The 23,369-nt window shown below is 72.6% G+C and carries 20 protein-coding genes; 8 read left to right on the top strand and 12 right to left on the bottom strand.

Annotated elements, in window-relative coordinates; all coding sequences use genetic code 11:
* Positions 1–228 precede the first annotated feature (228 nt).
* Together CHF16_RS35635 and CHF16_RS35630 are read left to right on the top strand one after the other, a co-directional pair.
* On the top strand, positions 229–1,563 hold the full coding sequence (locus tag CHF16_RS35635) for a UDP-glucose dehydrogenase family protein (RefSeq protein ID WP_089330588.1): 1,335 nt from the start codon (positions 229–231) through the stop codon (positions 1,561–1,563).
* Positions 1,564–1,621: 58 nt separating this feature from the next.
* Positions 1,622–2,035, top strand: coding sequence for a CoA-binding protein (locus CHF16_RS35630; RefSeq protein WP_089330597.1), 414 nt, complete (start codon positions 1,622–1,624; stop codon positions 2,033–2,035).
* A gap of 104 nt (positions 2,036–2,139) precedes the next feature.
* Here CHF16_RS35630 and CHF16_RS40665 read toward each other — a convergent pair whose 3' ends face one another.
* The 3 genes from CHF16_RS40665 to CHF16_RS35615 form a co-directional block, all read right to left on the bottom strand.
* Positions 2,140–2,838, bottom strand: coding sequence for a hypothetical protein (locus CHF16_RS40665; protein WP_089330587.1), 699 nt, complete (start codon positions 2,836–2,838; stop codon positions 2,140–2,142).
* A 162-nt stretch (positions 2,839–3,000) separates the two neighbouring features.
* On the bottom strand, positions 3,001–3,495 hold the full coding sequence (gene purE, locus CHF16_RS35620) for a 5-(carboxyamino)imidazole ribonucleotide mutase (protein ID WP_089330586.1): 495 nt from the start codon (positions 3,493–3,495) through the stop codon (positions 3,001–3,003).
* An 8-nt stretch (positions 3,496–3,503) separates the two neighbouring features.
* Positions 3,504–4,655, bottom strand: a complete 1,152-nt coding sequence (locus CHF16_RS35615; RefSeq protein WP_089330585.1) for a 5-(carboxyamino)imidazole ribonucleotide synthase — start codon at positions 4,653–4,655, stop codon at positions 3,504–3,506.
* Between the two features lie 293 nt (positions 4,656–4,948).
* Between CHF16_RS35615 and CHF16_RS35610 the strand changes: the two genes are divergently transcribed.
* Positions 4,949–5,539: a GtrA family protein gene (locus CHF16_RS35610; protein ID WP_089330584.1), complete on the top strand. Its 591-nt coding sequence runs from the start codon at positions 4,949–4,951 to the stop codon at positions 5,537–5,539.
* A 36-nt stretch (positions 5,540–5,575) separates the two neighbouring features.
* Here the strand turns inward: CHF16_RS35610 and CHF16_RS35605 are convergent, their stop codons facing one another.
* The 5 genes from CHF16_RS35605 to glgX all read right to left on the bottom strand — a co-directional run bounded on the left by CHF16_RS35605 (position 5,576) and on the right by glgX (position 14,099).
* Positions 5,576–6,847, bottom strand: coding sequence for an ATP-binding protein (locus CHF16_RS35605; protein ID WP_089330583.1), 1,272 nt, complete (start codon positions 6,845–6,847; stop codon positions 5,576–5,578).
* A gap of 98 nt (positions 6,848–6,945) precedes the next feature.
* Positions 6,946–7,617, bottom strand: a complete 672-nt coding sequence (locus tag CHF16_RS35600) for a response regulator transcription factor (protein WP_019629095.1) — start codon at positions 7,615–7,617, stop codon at positions 6,946–6,948.
* Between the two features lie 140 nt (positions 7,618–7,757).
* Positions 7,758–9,551, bottom strand: coding sequence for a malto-oligosyltrehalose trehalohydrolase (treZ, locus tag CHF16_RS35595; RefSeq protein ID WP_089330582.1), 1,794 nt, complete (start codon positions 9,549–9,551; stop codon positions 7,758–7,760).
* Complete coding sequence (gene treY, locus CHF16_RS35590; RefSeq protein ID WP_245869739.1) at positions 9,548–11,851, bottom strand: malto-oligosyltrehalose synthase; 2,304 nt, start codon at positions 11,849–11,851, stop codon at positions 9,548–9,550. Before treY ends, treZ begins: the two co-directional genes overlap by 4 nt.
* Positions 11,852–11,912: 61 nt before the next feature.
* The gene (glgX, locus tag CHF16_RS35585; protein ID WP_179271860.1) at positions 11,913–14,099 is read right to left on the bottom strand and encodes a glycogen debranching protein GlgX; all 2,187 of its coding nucleotides are present in this window, start codon (positions 14,097–14,099) and stop codon (positions 11,913–11,915) included.
* Between the two features lie 240 nt (positions 14,100–14,339).
* Here glgX and CHF16_RS35580 point away from each other — a divergent pair, with 240 nt between their 5' ends.
* A complete protein-coding gene (locus CHF16_RS35580) occupies positions 14,340–14,561 on the top strand; it encodes a (2Fe-2S)-binding protein (RefSeq protein WP_089330581.1) in 222 nt (73 codons plus the stop codon).
* 99 nt (positions 14,562–14,660) lie between these two features.
* Positions 14,661–15,158, top strand: coding sequence for a bacterioferritin (gene bfr, locus CHF16_RS35575; protein ID WP_089330580.1), 498 nt, complete (start codon positions 14,661–14,663; stop codon positions 15,156–15,158).
* Between the two features lie 15 nt (positions 15,159–15,173).
* Here bfr and CHF16_RS35570 read toward each other — a convergent pair whose 3' ends face one another.
* Positions 15,174–16,196, bottom strand: coding sequence for an adenylate/guanylate cyclase domain-containing protein (locus CHF16_RS35570; protein ID WP_089330579.1), 1,023 nt, complete (start codon positions 16,194–16,196; stop codon positions 15,174–15,176).
* A 171-nt stretch (positions 16,197–16,367) separates the two neighbouring features.
* Positions 16,368–17,228 (bottom strand): biotin--[acetyl-CoA-carboxylase] ligase, encoded by an 861-nt coding sequence (locus tag CHF16_RS35565; protein ID WP_089330578.1) that lies wholly within the window; start codon positions 17,226–17,228, stop codon positions 16,368–16,370.
* Between the two features lie 80 nt (positions 17,229–17,308).
* Here CHF16_RS35565 and CHF16_RS35560 point away from each other — a divergent pair, with 80 nt between their 5' ends.
* Complete coding sequence (locus CHF16_RS35560; protein ID WP_089330577.1) at positions 17,309–18,097, top strand: enoyl-CoA hydratase/isomerase family protein; 789 nt, start codon at positions 17,309–17,311, stop codon at positions 18,095–18,097.
* Between the two features lie 24 nt (positions 18,098–18,121).
* Here CHF16_RS35560 and CHF16_RS35555 read toward each other — a convergent pair whose 3' ends face one another.
* Together CHF16_RS35555 and CHF16_RS35550 are read right to left on the bottom strand one after the other, a co-directional pair.
* Complete coding sequence (locus tag CHF16_RS35555; RefSeq protein WP_089330576.1) at positions 18,122–18,604, bottom strand: GNAT family N-acetyltransferase; 483 nt, start codon at positions 18,602–18,604, stop codon at positions 18,122–18,124.
* Positions 18,605–18,606: 2 nt separating this feature from the next.
* Entirely contained in the window at positions 18,607–21,255 is a 2,649-nt protein-coding gene (locus CHF16_RS35550; protein WP_089330594.1) for a phosphoenolpyruvate carboxylase, read from the bottom strand.
* Between the two features lie 132 nt (positions 21,256–21,387).
* Between CHF16_RS35550 and CHF16_RS35545 the strand changes: the two genes are divergently transcribed.
* On the top strand, positions 21,388–22,980 hold the full coding sequence (locus tag CHF16_RS35545) for an acyl-CoA carboxylase subunit beta (RefSeq protein ID WP_089330593.1): 1,593 nt from the start codon (positions 21,388–21,390) through the stop codon (positions 22,978–22,980).
* Between the two features lie 28 nt (positions 22,981–23,008).
* Entirely contained in the window at positions 23,009–23,251 is a 243-nt protein-coding gene (locus CHF16_RS35540; RefSeq protein WP_245869738.1) for an acyl-CoA carboxylase subunit epsilon, read from the top strand.
* The last annotated feature ends 118 nt before the right edge of the window (positions 23,252–23,369 follow it).

The following is a 23,369-nucleotide window of genomic DNA, read 5'->3' as shown; positions in this document are numbered from 1 at the left end:
CTCGTCCACCTCCGCCGCGAAAGGAGCGATCTTGGCCTCCGCCAGCTCGCGCACCGTCCGCCGCAGCAGCTCATGCTCCTCCGACGGCGCGTACGTGGGAAAGTCAGAACTCATGCCGCAGATGCTACCCGCCAGTAGGGACCGGCGGGCGGAGCAGGTACGGGCCCGCAGTGGGCACGTTGCAGGAGAGGCCGCTAGTCGGCGACGGCGAATCGAAGGGAGCGGGTCTTGACCCACCGGCTGACGGTCATCGGAACGGGCTATCTGGGCGCCACCCACGCGGCCTGCATGGCCGACCTCGGGTTCGAGGTGCTCGGGCTCGACGTGGACGCCGAGCGGATCGCGCGGCTCGCCGCAGGTGACCTGCCGTTCTACGAACCCGGCCTGGAGCCCGTGCTGCGCCGGGGCCTGGAGACGGGGCGGCTGCGGTTCACGACGTCCTACAAGGAGGCCGCCGAGTTCGGCGACGTCCACTTCCTCTGCGTCGGGACGCCGCAGAAGGCCGGCGAGTACGCGGCCGACATGCGCTACGTGGACGACGCCGTCGCCTCGCTCGCGCCGCTGCTGAACCGGCCCTGCCTGATCGTGGGCAAGTCGACCGTGCCGGTCGGGACGGCCGCCAGGCTCGCCGAGACCATCGCCCGGATCGCGCCGGTCGGCGGCGACGCCGTGCTCGCCTGGAACCCCGAGTTCCTCCGCGAGGGGTTCGCCGTCCAGGACACCCTGCACCCCGACCGGATCGTGGCGGGGCTGCCCGCCGAGCAGGGCGCGGCCGAGCACGCCGAGAAGGTGCTCCGCGAGATCTACCGGACGATGATCGCCGAGGGCACGCCGTTCATCACCGCCGACTTCGCCACCGCCGAGCTCGTGAAGGTCTCGGCCAACGCCTTCCTCGCCACCAAGATCTCGTTCATCAACGCGATGGCGGAGGTCTGCGAGGCCGCGCACGCCGATGTGACGAAGCTCTCCGAGGCGCTGTCCTACGACGACCGGATCGGCGGCAAGTTCCTCGGCCCCGGGCTCGGCTTCGGCGGCGGCTGCCTGCCCAAGGACATCCGGGCCTTCATGGCCCGCGCGGGCGAGCTCGGCGCCGACCAGGCGCTGACGTTCCTGCGCGAGGTCGACGAGATCAACATCCGGCGCCGGATCCGGATGGTGGACCTCGCCCGGCAGCTGCTCGGCGGCTCCTTCGCCGGGCGGACGGTCGGCGTCCTCGGCGCCGCGTTCAAACCGAACTCCGACGACGTCCGCGACTCCCCCGCGCTGGACGTGGCCGCCTCGATCCGGGCGCAGGGCGCCAAGGTCACCGTGTACGACCCGCAGGCCATGCGGAACGCGCGCCGCGCCCAGCCCACCCTGGAGTACGGCGACTCGGCCCTGTCGGCGGCCCGGGACGCGCACGTCGTCCTGCTGCTGACCGAATGGCCGGAGTTCCGCGGCATGGACCCGGCCGCCCTCGCCGAGGCCGTCGCCGAACGCAACATCGTGGACGGCCGCAACGCCCTCGACCCGGAGCGGTGGCGCGCGGCGGGCTGGAACTACCGCGCCCTCGGCCGCCCCTGACCGCCCGCCGCGCCCGGCACAGGGGAAGTAAAGGATCGCGGGCACTGTTGTCGTGGACATGGCAGACGAATTCGCCGACCAGGACGTGATCCGGCGGCTGCTGAACGACAGCGGGACGTGGGCCTTCGTCGGGCTCGGCGACAACCCCGACCGCGAGGTCTACACCCAGGCGCGGCTGATGCAGCAGCGCGGGAAGCGGATCATCCCCGTCCACCCGGCGGGCCGTGAGGTGCTCGGCGAGCGGGGCTACGCCTCGCTCGCCGACGTCCCGGAGAAGGTGGACGTGGTCGGCGTCTACCGGCGCGCCGAGCACGCCGGTGAGGCGGTGGACGCGGCGATCGCGGCCGGCGCGAAGGCCGTCTGGCTGCCGCTCGACGTGATCGACGAGGCGGCGGCCCGGCGCGCGAAGGACGCCGGGCTCGACGTCGTCATGAACCGCTGCCCCGCCGTCGAATGGGCCCTGCGCCGCTAGACCCGCTAGAGCCGCGGTGATCGAAGCCACAGAGCTTGACGCGGCGGCGGCCCTCCGCGCCGCGCGGCGGCGGCCCCCGACCGCGCTCGGGGGCCGCCGGCCGGCTACGCCTCGTTCGTGATGATCTTGTAGGTGTGGGCCCCGTTGACCGCCCACATGCGGTACTGGACCTTGGGGTGCCGGACGACCTCGGTCCACGGGTTCGGCCGGATCACGTCCGCGCTGATCATCACCGTCACGGCGGAGTGGTTCTTGTTGAAGACGATGCGGTTCGCCTTCGGCTGCTCCTTGACGTTGAAGCCCGCCTTCTTCAGGTAGCTGCTCGCCCGGACGATCCGCACCTTCTTGCCGGTCCAGCAGTACTTGACGGTCGAGTGCCATTCGTATTTCGGAATGGTGGTGGAGTTGATGTACCGGTCGACCGTGTTGCACTTCTCCTTCTTGGCCTTCGCCGCCTTGGTCCCCTTGCTTCCGGCGCTGCCGGCGCTGCGGGCGGCCCCGGCACCCGCCGCGGCCCCCGTGCCGGCCTCCGTCTTGGTTCCGGTCTCCGTCCCGGTCCCGGTGCCCGCCTCGGTCCCGGTGCCCGCCTCGGTTCCGGTGCCCGCCTCGGTTCCGCCGAGCACGGCGGTGGGCGCCTGCTGACCGGACACCGCGGAGACCTTCCCGACCTGCCCGGACTCCGACTGACCGCTCACGGCCCAGCCGCCGACGATGGCACTGCTCAGCGCGGTGACGCCCACCGCCGCCGCGATCACGGCACGGCGCCGCGACGGCTTGCGCGGCTCGGTGCTCTGCTCGTCCATCTCCACATTCCTTCCATTGACGGGCTTTCTTACCTGCACCCGATCGATGGAGAAAAATGTACGGAGAATGGCGTCCGGGCCCCCAGGGCCCTAAGGCCCCAACATCACTTTCGCGGGCCCCAATGCCCTTCGGCGCAGAGCTCGAATGAACCGCCTGGAACGCTAGAGCTTTTCGCGGAGGCGGGCGCCCTTGGCCTTCGCCTGGCCGTAGAGGTCCTTCTGGAAGACCTCCATCTTGGCCCGCAGCCCCTCGTCGGACGCGGCCAGGATGCGGACGGCCAGGAGGCCCGCGTTGCGGGCCGCGCCGACCGCGACCGTCGCGACCGGGACGCCCGCGGGCATCTGCACGATCGACAGCAGCGAGTCCATGCCGTCGAGGTACTTCAGCGGAACCGGGACGCCGATCACCGGCAGCGGCGTCACCGCCGCCAGCATGCCGGGCAGGTGCGCGGCGCCGCCCGCGCCCGCGATGATCACGCGCAGGCCGCGGCCGGCCGCCTCCTCCCCGTAGGCGATCATGTCGTGCGGCATGCGGTGCGCCGACACGACGTCGGCCTCGTAGGGGACGCCGAACTCCGCCAGCGCCTGCGCGGCGCCCTCCATGACGGGCCAGTCGGAGTCACTGCCCATCACCACACCGACGACCGCTTCGCTCATTGGTGCGCTCATTGGTGCTCCTTCATCGCGGTCCCCCACCGCAGGTACCCGGCGGCATGCCGGGCCCGTTCGCGGACCTCGTCGAGATCGGTGCCGAGCGCCGTCACATGGCCGATCTTGCGGCCGGGACGCGACTCCTTGCCGTACATGTGGACCTTGACGCCCGGGTCGTGGGCCATCACGTGGATGTAGCGGGCGTAGACGTCCGGGTCGTCGCCGCCGAGGACGTTCGCCATGACCGTGTACGGGGCGGTCGGCGCGGTGGAGCCGAGCGGCAGGTCGAGGACGGCCCGCAGGTGCTGCTCGAACTGCGACGTCCGGGCGCCCTCGATCGTCCAGTGCCCGGAGTTGTGCGGGCGCATCGCCAGCTCGTTCACGAGCAGCCCGCCGTCGGTCTCGAACAGCTCGACCGCCAGCAGCCCGACGACGCCCAGCTCCTCGGCGACGCGCAGGGCGAGGCCCTGCGCCTCGGCGGCCAGGTCGTCGGTCAGGCCGGGGGCGGGCGCGATCACCTCGGTGCAGATGCCGCCCTCCTGGACGGTCTCCACGATCGGGTACGCGGCGCCCTGCCCGTAGGGGGAGCGCGCGACGAGCGCGGCCAGCTCCCGCCGGAACGGGACGTGCTGCTCGACCAGCAGGTCGACGCCCTCGGCGAGGAGCCGCTCCACCTGGCCGGACGGCTCGTCCACGATCCAGACGCCCTTGCCGTCGTAGCCGCCGCGGGTCGCCTTGAGGACGAGCGGCCAGCCGTGCTCGCGGCCGAACTCCGCCAGGAACGCGGCGGGGTCCGCGGCGGGCACGGGCGCGTACGCGGGGCACGGGACGCCGAGGGCGCTGAGCCGCTCCCGCATGACGAGCTTGTCCTGCGCGTGGGCGAGGGCCTCCGCGCCCGGCCGGCACGGGACGCCCGACTCCGCCACCGCCCGGATGTGCGCACCCGGGACGTGCTCGTGGTCGAAGGTCACGACGTCGCAGCCCTTGGCGAAGGCCAGCAGGTCGTCGAGGGACCGGTCGTCCCCCACCCGGACGTCGGACACGACCTTGGCCGCCGACTCGTCCGGCCCTCCGGCGAGGACGCGCAGCGGCACGCCGAGCGCGATCGCGGCCTGCTGGGTCATCCGGGCCAGCTGGCCGCCGCCCGCCATCCCGACGACGGGCATGCCGCCCGGATCGGGCCGGGACGCGGGGGGCCGGGGGTCGTCCCCCCTGGGGAAACGCGGTGGAACGCTCACGTCAGAAGGCTATCGGCCGATCGGGGCGAACGAATCCCCGGCCGCCGGCGTCACACGGGTGTGGGGGTCGCGACAATGGGCAAGGAACGCCTGGACAGCGCGAAACGTTCATGTTCCGACGTCTCCGGAGCGACGGGCGTCTATTCTCGTGATGCCTCCGCATCAGCCGCCGCGCCGTCGGCCGTGGCGTTCGACGAAGTCCGGAAGGACGGTTCCCCTTCGTGAGCCTGGTCGCCAAACTCCATCGGCGGTTCGCGCACCTCGTGCGCGAGCTCGCCAAGTTCGGCAGTGTGGGCGCGATCGCGTTCGTCATCACGGTCGCGATCGGCAACGGCCTGCACACCGGGATGGGCGTCGGCCCGCTGACCTCCAACGGCGTCGCGACGATCATCGCGACGACGTTCTCCTACCTGGCGAACCGGTACTGGACGTTCCGGCACCGCGACCGCACCGGGCTCGGCCGCGAGTACGTGCTGTTCTTCGCGCTGAACGGCGTCGGGCTGGTCATCACCGAGCTGTTCATCGGCTTCTCGCACTACGTCCTCAAGCTGGACGGGGCCGTCTTCTACAACATCGCGCTGGTCATCGGCACCGGCGTCGCGACGCTGTTCCGCTTCTGGTCGTACAAGAAGTGGGTGTTCCTGCCGTCGAGCGCGCCGGCGGTCGACCCGGCGTCCGGCCTGCCCGAGGCGCCCGCCGCCGGGTCCGCGCCGCTCGCCGGCCCGCAGGCGCCCGGCGTCCACCGCGCGAACGGCTCCCCGCGGCTGGGCCACCCCCTCGACGCGCACAGCGAGGACTACGCCGAGATCTGAGCGGCCCGCCCGCCCCCTGGTCAGGCCCTCCTTTGGTCAGGCGGGGCCCATGACCACCCGTTCGGCGGCCAGGCGGGCCTCGGCGGGGAGCCGCAGGAAGACCCCGAACACGGCGGGACGGGCCTGGATCAGTTCGAGGCGGCCGCCGTCCACCACGGCGAGCGAGCGGGCCAGGTAGAGGCCGAGGCCGGTGCCGTGGCCGCCGCTGACGCTGCGGTCGAAGATGCGGGGCTCCAGCTCGGCCGGGATCCCGGGGCCCTCGTCGCCGATCTCGACCACCACCGACCCGGCGCCCGGCTTGGTGTTGATCGTGACGGCCCCGGCGCCGTGGGTGAGCGAGTTCTCCAGCAGGGTCGCGAGGATCTGCGAGAGCCCCTCGGGGTTGGTCAGGCCGATGAGGCCCTGCTCGCCGACGATCCGGACGTCCCGGCCCGCCTTGCGGAAGCTCGGCCGCCACTCCTTGACCTGCTGGGCGATGATCTCGTCGATCGGGGACGGGACGGCGCCGCCGGTCGGGTCGTGCCGGGCGCGGGCGAGCAGCTGCTCGACGACCGCGACGAGCCGCTCGGTCTGCGCGACCGCCGCGGCGCCCTCCTCGCGGACGACGTCGGGGTACTCGGCGGCCTCGATCATCTCCTCCAGCCGCATCGACAGCGCGGTGAGCGGCGTGCGGAGCTGGTGGCTGGCGTCGGTGGCGAACTGGCGGCCGGCGACGACGAGGTCGGTGATGCGGACGGCGCTGCGGTCCAGCACCTCGGCGACCTGGTCGATCTCCGGGATGCCGTAGCGGCGGGGGCGGGGCCGGGCGTTGCCGCTGCCGAGCCGGTCGGCGGTCTCGGCGAGCTCGCGCAGCGGCAGCATGAACCTGCGGGCCTGGACCATCGCCAGGCCGACGGTGACGGCGACGCCGAGCAGCGCCAGGCTGGCGATCAGCAGGATCAGCCGGAGCGCGGCGTCGCGGACCTCCGACTCCGGGCGCGACACCCGGACCCGGACCGCGCCGTGCGCGGCGGTGGCGCTGAGGACGGGGCCGCGGCGCGGCGGCCCGGCGTTGAGGGTGCGGCCGTCCGGCAGCGTGACGGTGACCTGCCGGCCGGGGTACTCGCGGGCGATGATCGCACCGGTGACGGGCTGCGGTTTCTCCAGGCTGTAGCCGACACTGCCCGCGATGGAGGACGCCTCCCGGTCGAGCGACCGGCCGGCCTCCTCGTAGACGAGTTTGTGGGCGGCGTAGGCGAGGGGTATGCCGAGCAGGAGGATCGCGACCACCGCCACCGCGAGCGTCGACAGGAGGAGTCGGCGCCTCATCAGGGCTCCTTAGGGGTGGGGCCGCGGACGGCACGGCACTCTGCCGGGGGCCCCTCGGGAAGGCCCCCGGTCGTCCCGCCCGGCCGCGGCGGCCGGTGCTAGTCGCCGCGCTCGAACCGGAAGCCGACGCCCCGCACCGTGGTGATGTAGCGGGGACTGCCGGCGTCGTCGCCGAGCTTGCGGCGCAGCCAGGAAATGTGCATGTCGAGGGTCTTGGTGGAACCCCACCAGTTGGTGTCCCACACCTCGCGCATGATCTGTTCGCGGGTCACGACCTTGCCGGCGTCGCGGACGAGCACCCGCAGCAGGTCGAACTCCTTGGTGGTCAGCTGGAGCTCCTGGTCGCCCATCCAGGCGCGGCGCGACTCGGCGTCGATCCGCACCCCCTGGACGATCGGGGTCTCGGTGCTGCCCCGGCGCAGCAGCGCCCGCACCCGCGCGAGCAGCTCGGCCAGCCGGAACGGCTTGGTCACGTAGTCGTCGGCGCCCGCGTCGAGCCCGACGACGGTGTCGACCTCGTCGGCCCGGGCGGTCAGGATCAGGATGGGCACGCCGTGCCCCTCGGCCCGCACCCGGCGGGCCACCTCGAGGCCGTCCAGTTCGGGCAGGCCGAGATCGAGGACGATCAGGTCAACCCCGCCGCCGAGCGCCCGCTCCAGCGCCTGCGGGCCGTCCGGGCTTACTTCGACGGTGTACCCCTCGCGACGCAGCGCGCGGGCGAGAGGCTCGGAGATGGACGTGTCGTCCTCGGCGAGCAGTACTGAGGTCATGAACCGATCGTATGACCATTCTTGACCATTACCGGGCTGCCGCCGCGCTCTTGACCTGCGGTTTGCCACTCGTAGTACATTGTCGAACACGACAAATACGGCGGTACCCGTATCTACGCCGCAATAGAGGCGATCATCCGTCAGCGAAAAATCGCGACCGAGGCCGCGGGCAGCGCGACGGTGGCCCTTCCGGAATCGCCGAGTCCGCCGGGGTCGAGGTGAATCGCCGGATCCGACGCGAGCAGCAGCCGGGGCGGCCCGCCGGCCGCCCCCGCCGGGAGGACGACGGGCACATCCCCGAGGTTCGCCGCCACGCCGATCCCGCCGCGCCACATCACCAGCCAGCGCGCCGGGTCCCCGCCGTCCTCGCCGTCCCGGCCGCTCGTCTCGACCCGGGTCGCGGTCAGCCGGGGATCGTTCAGCTCGGGCTCGCGGCGGCGCAGCGCGATCAGGCTGCGATGCCATTCGAGCAGGTCAGCGTGGTACGGGTCGTCCGGCTCGGTCCAGTCGAGGACGGAGCGGCGGAAGGTGTCCACAGCCTGTGGATCGGGGACCCCGCCCGCCCAGCCGTGCCGCGCGAACTCCCGCCGCCGCCCCTCGCTGACGGCGCGGGCCAGCTCCGGATCGCGGTGGTCGGTGAAGTAGCACCAGGGGGTGGACGCGCCCCACTCCTCCCCCATGAACAGCATCGGCGTGAAGGGCGCGAGCAAAAGCAGTGCCGCACCCACTTTGAGCAGCCCTGGCGACGGCAAGAGCGCGCCGATGCGGTCGCCCGAGGCGCGGTTGCCGACTTGGTCGTGGTTCTGCAGAAAACCGAGGAAACGGTGTGCGGGGGTTTCCCGGACGTTCACCGGCCGCCCGTGGCGCCGCCCCCGGTAGGTCGACATGGTCCCGTCATGGACGAAGACTCTGGTAAGGGCCTTCTTCAGCGTTTCCAGGGAGCCGAAGTCGCAGTAGTAGCCCTGCCGTTCACCGGTGAGAGCCGCGTGCAGGGCGTGGTGGAAGTCGTCGCTCCACTGCGCGTCCAGGCCGTAGCCGCCGGCCTCCCTGGACGTCACCAGGCGCGGGTCGTTCAGGTCGGATTCGGCGATGAGGAAGAGCTGCCGCCCAAGGTGGGCGGATTCCGCCGCCACCGCGCGTCCCAGCTCTTCGAGGATGTGCGTCGCGCTGTGGTCGGTGATGGCGTGGACGGCGTCGAGGCGCAGCCCGTCGAAGTGGTAGTCGCGCAGCCACATCAGCGCGTTCTCCACGACGAACGCGCGAACCTCGTCCGAACCTTCCTGGTCGAAGTTCACCGCGTCGCCCCAGGGCGTGGCGTGGGCGCTGGTGAAGTACGGACCGAAACTGCCCAGGCGGTTACCGTCCGGGCCCAGGTGGTTGTAGACGACGTCGAGGATGACGGCCAGGCCGCGCGCGTGGGCGGCGTCAACGAAGCGCTTCAGGCCGTCTGGGCCGCCGTAGGGCTCGTGGGGCGCCCAGAGGTGCACACCGTCGTACCCCCATCCGTGCCGTCCGGGGAAGGACGCGACGGGCAGCAACTCCACCGCGTCTATGCCGAGCGCCACCAGATGGTCGAGGTGCCCGGCGGCGGCGTCGAACGTCCCCTCTGGCGTGAAGGTGCCGACGTGCATCTCGTAGAGGACGCTCCCAGGGAGTGGACGGCCGTGCCAGTGCTGGTCGGTCCATGCGAAGCGTTCGTGGTCGTAGACCCGGCTCTGGCCGTGCACACCGTCCGGCTGCCAGGGCGAGCGGGGGTCGGGCAGTACTTCGCCTGAGCCGTCCAGGACGAAGCCGTAGTCCGTCCCATGGCCGGCCTCGGCGACATGGGCCTCCCACCAGCCGGAGGGGCGCGCCTCCATCGGATGGGCCGTGCCGCCGACCACGACTTCGGCGCGGTCGGCGGCCGGTGCCCACACCGTGAACCTGGTACTCAACTACCGAACTCCCTGGGGACGAGCAGCGCGACGGGCAGGTGCTCGAAGACGCGGTCCGCGTCCAGGAAGGGGCCCATGTGCGTGCAGCCGGTCAGCAGGTCGCGCCAGCCCTGGTGGCGGACGTCCACCCGCGTCCCGGCCCAGCCGCCGCGCCGTTCCAGCCCCACCGGCAGCCGGGTGGCGAGCGCGACCGCGCCGCCCCGCGCGAACCCGATCAGGTGCTCGGCCGCCGGCCCGCGCGCCGCGATCGGCCGGTACGGGCTTCCCGCGCGGTCTCCCGGCCCGCTCCCGGCCCCGGCGGGCGCGAACCAGTCGGGGTGGGCGCGGCGCAGCCGCAGCGTCCGCGAGGTGACCAGCAGCTTCTCGTCGTCGACCTCCTTCGGGCGGCGGCCGGTGTCGAGCCGGGCGAGGTGCTCGCGGCGCCGCCCGTAGTCGACCGGGCGCCGGTTGTCGGGGTCGACCAGCGCCAGCCCGGTCAGCTCGCAGCCCTGGTAGACGTCCGGGACGCCCGGCATGGCCAGCTGGACGAGCTTCTGCCCCAGCGTGTTCACGCGCGCGTAGGGGGCCAGCCTGGCGACGAACGACGTCATGTCGGTGATGAGGTCGGGATCGGCCAGGACGCCTCGCGCATAAGCGAGCACGGCCTTCTCGTAGTCGGTGTCCTGCTCGACCCAGGACGTGCGTGTCTTCGCCTCGCGCATCGCCTTGATGAGGAACTCCTCCAGGCGGCCCTGGGTGATGGGCCAGGCGCCGACGAGAGTCTGCCAGAGCAGGTACTCAAGGTCGGGCTCCAGCGGCGAGGGGTCGGGACCCCACGTCCGCCAGCGCTCCACGGCTTCCCTCCACTCGTCCGGGATCTCCGCCACGACCGCCAGCCACGCCCGCACGTCCTCCTCGCGCTTGGTGTCGTGCGTGGAGAGGGTCGTCATCGTCAGCGGCCAGTCGCGGGCGAGCCTGGTGCAGTACGCGTGGAAGTCGTCCGGGCTGACGGAGAACCGCCCCGGGTCGCCGCCCACCTCGTTCAGCGCGGCCAGCCGGTTCCACCGGTAGAACGCGGTGTCCTCGACGCCCTTGGCGGCGAGCGGCGCGGACGTCTGCTGGAACCGCACGATGAACTCGGCATCGGTGCGCTCACCCCGCCCCAGAGCGAGGTCTACGACGGCGTCCAGGTCGCCGTGGAGCTCGTCGGGAAGGTGGATGCGCGCACGGTCCGCGGCCTCGGTCAGTACGTCCACGGCCTGCTGCGGAGCGTCCTCCCCCGGCACGACGTAGGCGCGGTAGACCGGCATGGCGATCAGCAGCTCGACCAGGGCCCTTTCCATGCCGGGACGGTGCTCGCCCACCACCCGGCGGAGGACGCGCAGGAGCCGGTCCATCTCCGGCTTCAGCCCGTGCGTCGCGGCGTGCCGGCGGGAGTCGTACTCGACCTCCTCGAACTCCGCCGGGTTGCCCGTCAGGGAGACGTAGTAGTCGGTGAGCGGCTTCTCCCCCGCCGGGTCGATGAACAGCCCGCCGACCATGCCGAGGGAGTCGTAGCCGGTGGTGCCCGCGCAGGGCCAGTCCGGGGGCAGCCGCTCCTCCCCCTCGGTGATCTTCTCGACGAGCAGCCAGCGGCCCGGCGCGCCCTCGGCCAGGCGGCGCAGGTAGCCGCGCGGATCGGCGAGGCCGTCGGGGTGGTCGATGCGCAGGCCGTCCACCAGGCCCCGCTCGACCAGGCCGAGCAGCAGCGCGTGCGTGCGGCGGAAGACCTCCGGGTCCTCCTGGCGGAGCCCGATCAGCCCGGAGATGTCGAAGAACCGCCGGTAGTTGGGCTCACCCTCGCCGGGCAGGACGATCCGGCCGCCGCCCGCGTCCCAGTCGACGTCGAACCAGCGCGCGAACGGCGAGCGGGGACCGTCCTCCACGACCCGCGCGAGCGGCGCGTTCAGCTCGCGGCGGTCCGGGATCGCCATGTGGTTCGGGACGGCGTCGACCAGCAGCCGCAGGCCGTGCGCCCGGAACCGGGTCGCCATCGCGCCGAACGCCTCGGCGCCGCCCAGCTCCTCCGACAGCCGCGTGTGGTCGACGACGTCGTAGCCGTGCGTGGAGCCCGGCGCGGCCTGCAGGATCGGGGACAGGTAGACGTGCGACACGCCGAGGGACGCCAGGTAGGGCGCGAGCGCGGCGGCCTCGGCGAAGCCGAAGCGGCCCTCGGGCGTCCCGCGGAGCTGGAGGCGGTAGGTACCGGACGGCGGGTCGGCCGGCGGGTCGTCGTGGGGGGTGTCGGCCTGGTCCTTCTCGGGGCGGTGGTCCTCGGACACGGCTTCCTCTAGGGGGTCGGGGCGCACGGGTTCGGGGCGCATGGGCTCGGGGCGCATGGGGTCAGACGCGGCGCAGGACCTGGATCGAGCGGGCGCCGACCGGGACGTCCTCGCGGGCCTTCACGACGGGCGACTCCTCCTCGGCGAGCAGCGGGTCGGCGGTGTCCAGCACCTTGATCCACATCTGCCCGTAGACGGCCGGCGGCAGCGTGAACGTCAGGTCGCCCTCGTGCGCGTTGAACAGCAGCAGGAACGAGTCGTCGCGCACCTGGCGGCCGCGGGGGTCGGGCTCGCTGATCGCGTCGCCGTTGAGGAACACGTTCAGCGACTTGTTGAAGCCCGCGGACCAGTCCCGGTCGGCCATCTCCCGCCCGCCCGGCGTGAACCACACCAGGTCGGGCAGCTCCGCGGACTCCGCCTCGGCCTCGCCCATGCGCCGCGCCGCCTTGCGGGCGCGCTTGGTCCGCTGGTCGCCGAGGAAGAACCGGCGGCGCCGGAAGACGGGATGCTCGGTGCGCAGCCGGGACAGGCGCCGGACGAAGTCGAGCATCGGCCCGCGCTCGTCGAAGAACGTGTCGTCGCGGAGGCCCGTCCAGTCGACCCAGGAGATCTCGGTGTCCTGGCAGTAGGCGTTGTTGTTGCCGCCCTGGGTGCGGCCTATCTCGTCGCCGTGCAGCAGCATCGGGACGCCCTGCGACAGGAACAGCGTGGTCAGGAGGTTGCGCTTCTGCCGCTCGCGCAGCGCGACGATGTCGAGGTCGTCGGTGGGGCCCTCGTGGCCGCAGTTCCACGACCGGTTGTCGTCGGTGCCGTCCCGGTTGTGCTCGCCGTTCGCCTCGTTGTGCTTGCCGTCGTAGGAGACGAGGTCGTGCAGCGTGAACCCGTCGTGGCAGGTCACGAAGTTGATCGAGGCGATCGGGCGGCGGCCGTCGTCGGCGTACAGGTCCGACGAGCCCGTCAGCCGGGACGCGAAGTCGGGCAGGGCGCCCGGCTGCGCCCGCCAGTAGTCGCGCATCGTGTCGCGGTACTGGCCGTTCCACTCCGTCCACAGCGGCGGGAAGTTGCCCACCTGGTAGCCGCCCTCGCCGACGTCCCACGGCTCGGCGATGAGCTTCACCTGGGAGACCACCGGGTCCTGCTGGACGAGGTCGAAGAACGCCGACAGCCGGTCGACCGCGTGCAGCTCGCGGGCCAGCGTCGCGGCGAGGTCGAACCGGAACCCGTCCACGTGCATCTCGGTCACCCAGTAGCGCAGCGAGTCCATGATCATCTGAAGGACGTGCGGGCTGCGCATCAGCAGGCTGTTCCCGGTGCCGGTCGTGTCGGTGTAGTAGCGCGGGTCGTCGTCGGCGAGCCGGTAGTAGGACGCGTTGTCGATGCCCCGGAACGACAGGGTCGGCCCCAGGTGGTTGCCCTCGGCGGTGTGGTTGTAGACGACGTCCAGGATCACCTCCATCCCCGCCTGGTGCAGGGCCTTCACCATCGCCTTGAACTCCAGGACCTGCTCGCCCCGCTGACCGGACGAGGAGTACTCGTTGTGCGGCGCGAAGAACCCGATCGTGTTGTAGCCCCAGTAGTTGCGCAGGCCCCGCCGCGTCAGCGCGTCGTCGTGGACGAACTGGTGGACGGGCATCAGCTCCACCGCCGTCACCCCGATCGAGCGCAGGTGATCGGTGATGACCGGGTGGGCGAGGCCCGCGTAGGTGCCGCGCAGCGCCGGGGGGATGTCCGGGTGCCGCGCGGTGAGGCCCTTGACGTGCGCCTCGTAGATCACCGTCTCGTGGTAGGGGATGCGCGGGGGCCGGTCGTCGCCCCAGTCGAAGTACGGGCTGACGACCACCGACCGCATCGTGTGGCCGGCCGAGTCGGCGTCGTTGCGCGACCACGGGTCGCCGAAGTCGTAGCCGAAGCACGACTCGTCCCAGTCGACCGCGCCCTCCACGGCCTGCGCGTACGGGTCGAGGAGCAGCTTCGTCGGGTTGCAGCGCCGCCCGCCGCGCGGATCGTAGGGCCCGTGGACCCGGTAGCCGTACCGCCTGCCCGGCATGACGCCCGGCAGGTAGCCGTGCCAGACGAACGCGTCCACCTCGGGCAGCGTGAGCCGCGTCTCCTCGCCGTCGCCCGCCGGCCCGTCGAACAGGCACAGCTCCACCCGCTCGGCCGCCTCGGAGAAGACGGCGAAGTTCGTCCCCGCGCCGTCGAACCGGGCGCCGAGGGGATACGCGTCGCCCGGCCAAACCTGTGCCACTTGTCCCAGCCTCCCGTCAGGCCGCGGCGGGCCCCGCGCCATGGCGGCTGCACGGGCCCGGCGGCGCACGCCGGAAGCCCTTCCCCCTGAGGCTTCGATCACACCGATCGGGAGTCCACTGGCCAGAACGGACATACCTGAGCTACGTTAGGGGAGCCTAACCTCATTAAGGGCACCCTAAGTGCCCGCGAGGCGCGGCGCGTCGGGCCAGTTCCAGCCGCACGGAAGGTCTCCCACGGCATGTACGTCTGCATCTGCAACGCCGTCACCGAGGACGACGTCCACGGCTGCATGGCGAGCGGCTGCACGACCGCCAAGGCGGTCAAGGCCGCGTGCGGCTTCAAGCCCGGCTGCGGCATGTGCACCAAGCGCATCCACACCATGGTCAGCGAGTACCGGACGGCCGGCGAACTGGCGGACGTCCTGACCGCCGGAGGAGCCGCTTCGCCGACCGCGGCCTGAGCGATCCCGCGGCCCCGCACGGCCCCGCCGACGAGGCGGACACGCACCGTGCGGGGGTTAGTGCTGTCCCCAACCGGGCCGCCATGCGAGCATGGGCCCATGGAAGGCGACAGAGAGATCATCGCGCTGCTCAACGAGCAGCTCACCGCGGAGCTGACGGCGATCAACCAGTACTTCCTGCACTCCAAGATGCAGGAGAACTGGGGCTTCCTCCGCATGGCCAAGCACACCCGCGACGAGTCGTTCGACGAGATGCGGCACGCGGAGCGGCTCACCAACCGGATCCTGTTCCTGGAGGGGCTGCCGAACTACCAGAAGATCGGCACGCTGCGGATCGGGCAGACGATCTTCGAGCAGCTCAAGGCCGACCTCGAGATCGAGATGGAGGCCGTGGCCAGGCTCCGTCCCGGCATCCAGATGATGCGCGAGCGCGGCGACGTGACGTCCGCCCGGCTCTTCGAGTTCATCCTCGCCGACGAGGAGGAGCACATCGACTACCTGGAGACCGAGCTGAGCCTCGTCGAGGCGCTGGGCGAGCAGAACTACCTGCAGCGCCTCACCGACTCGCCGACCGAGAGCGGCCCGGACGTCTACTGACCCCCCGGCCCGCGCCTACCGCTCCCGCGGCGGCTCCGCGGACGCCGTCTTCCGGCGCAGGACGAACGGCTGGACGATGCCGAGGCCCCGGACCGGGCGCCGCACGATCCGCGTCACCTCGTAGCCCGGCGCGTCCTCCAGGCACGCCGCCAGCTCGCTGTCGATCACGACCGAGCCGGGGCGGGCCAGCGAGGTGAGCCGGGCGGCGAGGTTCACCGTCGTCCCGAACACGTCGCCCATCAGCGGCAGGACGGGGCCGTGGGCCACGCCGACCCGGACGTCCGGGACCTCGGTCTCGTCCTGGATGGACGCCGCGATCGTCAGCGCGATCTCCGCGCCGACCTCCGGCGCCTCCGCGCTGAACAGCACCTCGTCGCCGAGCGTCTTCACCAGCCGGCCGCCGCAGGAGGCGATGATGTCGGCGGCGGTCTCCTCGAACCACTCCACCACCCGGGCCAGCTCGATCTCCTCCAGCTCCCGGCTGACCTGGGTGAAGGACACCATGTCGGCGAACCCGACGGTGGTCATCGGGCGCCCGGCGGAGTCGCCGTTGTCGCGGCTCGCCGCGGCCGCCAGCGCCCGGGTGCCGGCCGCCGCGAGCTGCCGCCGCCACGCGTGCACGACCAGCGGCTCGAACTCGCCGATGTGCTTCTCGGCGATGTCCACGACGGTGTCGACCGCCTCGGCGGACGGCGCCTCGTTCGGGTCGCCGGTCAGCATGCCGCGCAGCAGGTTGACCTGCCACTCCGCGAGCCGCGTCATCGTCTGCCCGTAGGCGCGGACCAGGCGCACCACGCCGTCCTCGTCCAGGATCCCGTCGTCGACGAGCCGGCGGAGCCGGTCCAGCGCGGCGACGTCGCCCGCGGTGTAGGCGATCGTCTCGTCCGGCATGGACGGGTAGCCGAACGCCCGCCAGATCCGGCCCGCGAAGTCGCGGGTGACCCCGGCCAGCCGGACGGCCTGGACGCGGTTGTACCGCAGCTCGCCGCCGAGCAGGAGCTCCTCGATCTCCTTCGGATCGGGCAATCCGGCCGCCATCTCCCGCCCCTCAGCCCGCCGCCGCCAGGGGCCGTGGCGGCGGCGTCATGATTCGATCTCCGGACATATCGGTGCAGCTCACCAGCAACCCCAAGAGTCGGAACTCGCCCACCACATCGTTGCAGATCGGCATTCGGCTCAACGCCCGGACCGCGGATCCTCGTTCCCGGTTCACCGGACGTGCACCACATCGCCGGCACTGACCGCGCTCTCGCCGCCCGTCCCCTCTTCCACGACGAGGCGGCCCGTCTCGTCCACGTCCCGGGCCAGCCCCGCCAGCCGCCGCTCTCCGGGCATCTCCACGCGGACCTCGCGGCCGAGCGTCACGCACAGGTCCCGGTAGGCGGTGCGCAGGCCGCTGCGCTCCGGATCGCCGTCGAGCGCGGTCCACTCCCGGTACCAGGTCTCGAACTCGCGCAGGATCGCGCGCAGCAGCGGCGCCCGGTCGCTGAGCGGCGCGCCCTCGATCGCCAGCGAGGTCGCGGTCGGCACCGGCAGTTCCTCGGCCCGCAGGCCCACGTTCAGCCCCACCCCGATCACCACGGCGTCGTCCACCCGCTCGGCGAGGATCCCGGCGAGCTTCCGGTCGCCGACGAGCACGTCGTTCGGCCACTTGAGGCGGGCGTCCACGGCCGTGTCGGCGCCCTCGCCGAGGAACCGCTCCCCCTTCTGCGACCAGGCGGTCATCCGCCGGACGGCGGTCGCGACGGCGACGCCCGTCAGCAGCGACGCCCAGCCCAGCAGCCGCACCGGCACGGCCGGCCGCACCAGCATGGAGAACGCCAGCCCGGACCGCGGCGGCGCCGTCCATGTCCGGCCCTTGCGGCCCCGGCCCGCCGTCTGCCACTCGGTGGCCAGCACGGTCCCCTCCGGCGCGCCCTCCCGGGCCCGGGCCGCGAGGTCGGCGTTGGTGGAGCCGGTCTCGTCCACGATTCCGATCTCCCGCCACAGCCCGCCCTCCCGGACGAGCGCGCGCCGCAGCGCGCCCTCGTGCAGCGGCGGCCGTCCGAGATCCCCATACGCTGAGTCCACGCCTCCATCCAACCCGATGGCGGTCCCGATCTTGGGGCCGGACGTCCGGTAGCGCCCCGGGCCCTCGTTAGGGTGCGGCTATGGATGGAGTGACGCTGCGGCGCGACGGGCATGTCGCGGAGATCGTGCTGGACCGGCCCGAGGCCCTCAACGCCCTGTCGACGGCGATGGCCCGCCGCCTGGCCGCCGTTTGCGCCGAGGTCGCCGCGGACCCGGCGGCCCGCGCGGTCGTGCTGAGCGCGGCCGGGGAGAAGGCGTTCTGCGTGGGCGCCGACCTCAAGGAGCGCAACGCGATGAGCGACGACGAGATCCTCGCGCAGCGCCCCGTCTTCCGCGCCGCGTTCGGCGGCGTGCTCGATCTGCCGCAGCCCGTCGTCGCGGCCGTGCACGGTTACGCGCTCGGCGGCGGCTGCGAGTTCGCGCTGTCCTGCGACATGATCGTCGCGGACGAGACGGCCGTGTTCGGGCTGCCGGAGGTGGGCGTCGGGCTCGTCCCCGGGGGCGGCGGCACCCAGCTCGCGCTGCGCCGCCTCGGCCCCGGCAAGGCCGCCGACCTGGTCTTCACCGGCCGCCGCCTCGCCGTTGACGAGGCCCTCGCCTACGGCCTCGCCGACCGCAAGGTCCCCGCCGGCACGGCCCGCGAGGAGGCCCTCGGCATCGCCGAGGCGATCGCCCGCAACTCCCCGACCGCCGTCCGCGCCGCGAAGCGCGCCATGCGCCTCGGCGGCGGCGTCGGCCTGGACGCGGGCCTCGACCTGGAGGAGAACGCCTGGCGCACCGTCGCCTTCTCCCCCGACCGCCGCGAGGGCGTCGCCGCCTTCAACGAGAAGCGCAAGCCGAACTGGCGGGACCCCGCGACGGGTCGCTGACGGCGTCCCGGCGCCGGCTCGTCCTCACCGAGCCTTCAGACCGGGGCCTCCAGCCGGGTCGAGGGTCTTGGCCATGTGGACGATGCTGCGGCCGCCGACGTCCTTGCGGGTCGTCTCGCGGTAGCCGAGGCGCTCGTACAGGGCGATGTTCGCGGTCATCAGCTCGTTGGTGTAGAGGCGCAGGCGCGGCAGTCCCAGCGCGCGGGCGCGCTCCTCGGCGAAGGCCAGCAGGGCGCGGCCGACGCCCTGGCCGTGGCGTGCGGGGGCGACGGCGACGTTCTCGATCAGCAGCGCGCCGTCCTCGGGGACGAGGACGATCAAACCGTCCGTGTCTTCGCGGCCCTGATCGCCGCCGGTCACGAAGACCTGGCCGGCGGCGATCAGGGCCGCGTAGTCGGCGTCCATGGGCAGCGGGCGGGCGCCGATGACCTCGGCCCAGGGCGCGTACGCGGCCTCGACGATCTCCTCGATCCGCGGGCGGTCGTCCCGCGTGGCGAGCCTGATCATGGTCAGCCGGTGTTCTGGAGGCCGGCGGCGACGCCGTTGACCGAGAGCAGGAGCAGGTCCTCCAGGTGGGCCCGCTCGTCGTCGTTCTCCACCCCGGCGCGGAGCGCCTTCAGGGCCCTCAGTTGCAGGTGGGACAGGGCGTCCACGTACGGGTTGCGCAGCTCGACGGCGCGGGACAGGACGCGGCGGTTCTCCAGCAGCCGCTCGTGGCCGGTCACCGCGAGCACCAGGCGGCGGGTCCGGTCGTACTCGGCCAGGACGGTCTCGGACAGCTCCGGCCGCTCGCCCAGTGCCAGGTAGCGTTCGGCGATCGCCCGGTCGGACTTGGCGAGGCTCATCTCGGCGTTGTCGAGCAGGGTGTTGAACAGCGGCCACGCCTCGTACGCCTCGCGGAGCGCGGTGAGGTCGCGGCCGTCGTCGGAGACGGCGGCGAGCCCGCTGCCGAGGCCGTACCAGCCGGGCAGGTTGACGCGGGTCTGCGTCCAGGCGAACACCCAGGGGATGGCGCGCAGGTCCTCCAGGCCGCGGGCGGCCTTGCGGCGGGCGGGACGGGAGCCGATGCGCAGCTCGGAGATCTCTTCGAGGGGGCTCACCCGGGCGAACCAGACGGCGAAGTCCGGGGTCTCGATGAGGGACCGGAACGCCGCCCGCGCCGCGTCGCTGATCTTGTCGGCGAGCGGGCGGAACCGGGCGGCGGCCTCGCGGGCGCGGTCCTGCACCTGGTCGGTGGACGCCAGCAGGATGGCGCTGGTCACCTGCTCGACGTGGCGGCGGGCGATCTCGCGGTGGCCGTAGCGGGCGAAGATGACCTCACCCTGCTCGGTGACCTTGAACCGGCCCGCGACCGAGCCGGGGGCCTGCGCGAGGATCGCCCGGTTCGCCGGGCCGCCGCCGCGGCCGAGCGAGCCGCCGCGGCCGTGGAACAGGGTGAGCTTGATGTCGTGGCGGGCCGCCCACGCGGCGAGGGCCTCCTGCGTGTCGTACAGCCGGAGGGTCGCGCTGGTGGGGCCGAGCTGCTTGGCGGAGTCGCTGTAGCCGAGCATGACCTCCAGGCGGCGCCCGGTCTCGTCCAGGCGGCGCCGGACGGCGGGGATCTCCAGCATCCCGTCCAGGACGGCCGGGGCGCGCTCCAGGTCCTCGCCGGTCTCGAACAGCGGGATGACGTCCAGCACGGGCGCCCCCTCGCCGAGGGACTCGGCGAGCGCGTGCACGTTCGCGATGTCCTGGGCGGAGCGGGTGAACGAGACGATGTAGCGGTGGCAGGCGCGGACGCCGAACCGCCGCTGGATCCAGGCGATGACGCGGAGGGTCTCCAGGATCTCCTCGGTCATCTCACTCAGCGGTTGCCGGGGGGTGTGGGGGGTCGTCCCCCCACCGGTGGTGAGCGGCTGCTGGAGGGCGGCACTTCCGTCGCCCAGTTCGGCGAGTGCCCGCTCGTGCAGCTCGGAGTGCTGGCGGATCTCCAGCTCGGCGAGGTGGAAGCCGAACGTCTCGACCTGCCAGATCAGCGCCTGGACGCGCCCGTACGCCTGGCGGACGGCGCCCGCGGCGGCGAGGGAGTCCTGGACGGCGCGCAGGTCGGCGAGCAGCTCGTCCGGGGACGCGTAGGCCAGGTCGGCGTTGCGCTCCCGCGTCGCGGCGATGCGGGCGGCGGCGTGCAGGAGGAACTGGCGGTGCGGCTCGCCCGGGGAGCGCTTGGCGATCCCGTCGATCAGGTCCGGCTGGGCGGTGCGGGCGGCGGCGAGGGCCTCCAGCAGGCCGGGCGAGGCGGGCGTCGTGCTCTCGTGGACGGTCAGCTCCCGGCCGATCCGCGCGGTCGCGTTCTCCAGGGCGCGCAGGACGTGCTCGGCCTGGATCATGACGGCGTCCCGGGTGACCTGCGCGGTGACGTAGGGGTTGCCGTCGCGGTCGCCGCCGATCCAGCTGCCGAACCGCAGGTACGGGTGGGCCTTCGGGGGCACGGTGCCGGTGCGGTCGCCGTCGAGGGCGCGGTCCAGCGACCGGTAGATGTGCGGGACGACCCGGAAGATCGTCTCGTCGAACGCGGCCATCGCGGTGCGGACCTCGTCCAGCGGGTCGAGCCGGGTGTGCCGGCGCAGCGCCGTCCGCCACAGCAGGTCGATCTCCGCGCGCAGGCGGCGCTCGGTCTCGGCCCGCTCCGACGCGCCGAGCGCGTCGTTCAGCCGGGTCAGCAGGTCGCTGATCCGCTGGATCGCGGTGACGACGGCACGGCGGCGGGCCTCGGTCGGGTGCGCGGTGAAGACGGGCCGGAACTCCAGCCCCGCGACGAGCTCCTCCGGGCGGCCGTCGCCGATCGCGCGGATGTGCTCGATCGCGGCGGCCACCGACCCCGGGACGGTGTCGCCGGTGTCGCGCTCGCGCAGCGTCCGGATGCGGTGGTGCTCCTCGGCGAGGTTCGTCAGGTGGAAGTACACGGTGAAGGCGCGGGCGACCTGCCCGGCGCGCTCCAGCGTCCAGCCGTCGACGATCGCGGCGACCTCGTCGCCGGTCGTCTCGCCGCGGCGCGCCGCGATCACCGCGTGGCGGAGCCGTTCGACGTCGTCCAGCAGGTCCTGGCCGCCGTACTCCACGAGCCCGTCGCCGAGCATCGCGCCCAGCAGCCGGACGTCGCGGCGCAGCGGTTCGGGCATGTCCTGCCGGAAGGTGTCACGCGTCTTCGTAGCCACCCGGCCAGCCTAACGAGCCAGGCCGGGACGGGGTTCGTCCCGGTCACCGGCACCCGGCCGCAGGAGCGGTATCAGTCGCCGGTTACCCTGACCGGCATGGCGACGGAAGCCCCTGAGCCCCCCGTGGACTACGACCTCCACACCACGGCGGGAAAGATCGCGGACCTGGAGCGGCGGCGCTACGAGGCGGTTCACGCCGGCTCCGCGCGCGCCGTGGAGAAGCAGCACGCCAAGGGCAAGATGACCGCCCGGGAGCGGATCGACGCGCTGCTCGACCCCGGCTCGTTCGTGGAGTTCGACGAGATGGCGCGGCACCGCTCCACCAACTTCGGGATGGAGAAGAACCGGCCCTACGGCGACGGAGTCGTCACCGGCCACGGCACGGTGGACGGGCGCCCGGTCGCGGTGTTCAGCCAGGACTTCACCGTCTCCGGCGGGTCGCTGGGCGAGGTCTTCGGCGAGAAGATCTGCAAGGTCATGGACCACGCGATCAAGACCGGCTGCCCGGTGATCGGCATCAACGACTCCGGCGGCGCGCGGATCCAGGAGGGCGTGGTCGCGCTCGGCCTGTACGCGGAGATCTTCAAGCGGAACGTGCACGCCTCCGGCGTCATCCCGCAGATCTCGCTGGTCATGGGGCCGTGCGCGGGCGGCGCGGTGTACTCCCCGGCGATCACCGACTTCATCGTCATGGTCGACCAGACGTCCCACATGTTCATCACCGGCCCGGACGTGATCAAGACGGTCACCGGTGAAGAGGTCACGATGGAGGAGCTAGGCGGGGCGCACTCGCACAACTCCAAGTCCGGCGTCGCCCACTACCAGGGGTCGGACGAGGACGACGCGATCGAGTACGTCAAGGCGCTGCTGTCGTACCTGCCGTCCAACAACCTGTCCGACGCGCCCGCGTTCGACGTGCCGGTGGACGTCACCGAGCTGGACGAGGAGCTCGACACCCTCATCCCCGACTCGCCGAACCAGCCGTACGACATGCACACCGCGATCGAGCGGGTACTGGACGACGGCGAGTTCCTGGAGGTCCAGGAGCAGTTCGCGCCCAACATCATCGTCGGGTTCGGCCGCGTCGAGGGCCACTCCGTCGGCATCGTCGCGAACCAGCCGATGCAGTTCGCCGGGACGCTCGACATCGACGCCTCCGAGAAGGCCGCCCGGTTCGTCCGGACCTGCGACGCCTTCAACATCCCGGTGCTGACCTTCGTGGACGTCCCCGGCTTCCTGCCCGGCACCGACCAGGAGTGGAACGGCATCATCCGGCGCGGCGCGAAGCTGCTGTACGCCTACGCCGAGGCCACCGTCCCGCTCGTCACGATCATCACCCGGAAGGCGTACGGCGGCGCCTACGACGTCATGGGGTCCAAGCACCTCGGCGCCGACGTCAACCTGGCGTGGCCGACCGCGCAGATCGCGGTGATGGGCGCGCAGGGCGCGGTCAACATCCTGTACCGGCGCGAGCTGGCCGCCGCGGACGACCCCGACGCCCGCCGCGCCGAGCTGATCACCGAGTACGAGGACACGCTCGCCAACCCCTACATCGCGGCCGAGCGCGGCTACGTGGACAACGTGATCAAGCCGTCGGAGACGCGCGGGCAGGTCGTGCGGGCGCTGCGCGCGCTGCGCGAGAAGCGCAAGACGCTGCCGCCGAAGAAGCATGGGAACATCCCGCTGTGACCCGGACTCTCCTGGAAGGCCGGATTTCGTGAGTTCCGAGCAGAAGCCCTTCCTGCAGATCGTCCGGGGCGACCCGGGACCGGAGGAGATCGCCGCGCTCGTCGCCGTGCTGACCGCCCGCGCGCGGGCCGCGGCGGCGGCGCGCGACGGCGACCGCCCGGCCCGCCCGTCCCGCTGGGCGGACCGGTCCAGGCTCGTCCGCAACACGTTCGCGGGCGACCTGGAGCCGCGCGGCCCGGGTGCCTGGCGGGCCAGCGCCCTACCGCGCTGACCTGCCCTCCCGTCCGCGGCGCGGCGGGCCGCGCGCCGACTCCCCGCGGACCGCCCGTAGCGAGATGTAACCGTGGTTCGCACCCAGTGGGGGCCTCCGCACGAATAAGGTGGAAGGC

The organism is Actinomadura meyerae, from assembly GCF_900188445.1.
GTDB lineage: Bacteria > Actinomycetota > Actinomycetes > Streptosporangiales > Streptosporangiaceae > Spirillospora > Spirillospora meyerae.
Note: the sequence above shows the minus strand (reverse complement) of the source record. Positions and strands in the feature narration are given on the sequence as shown.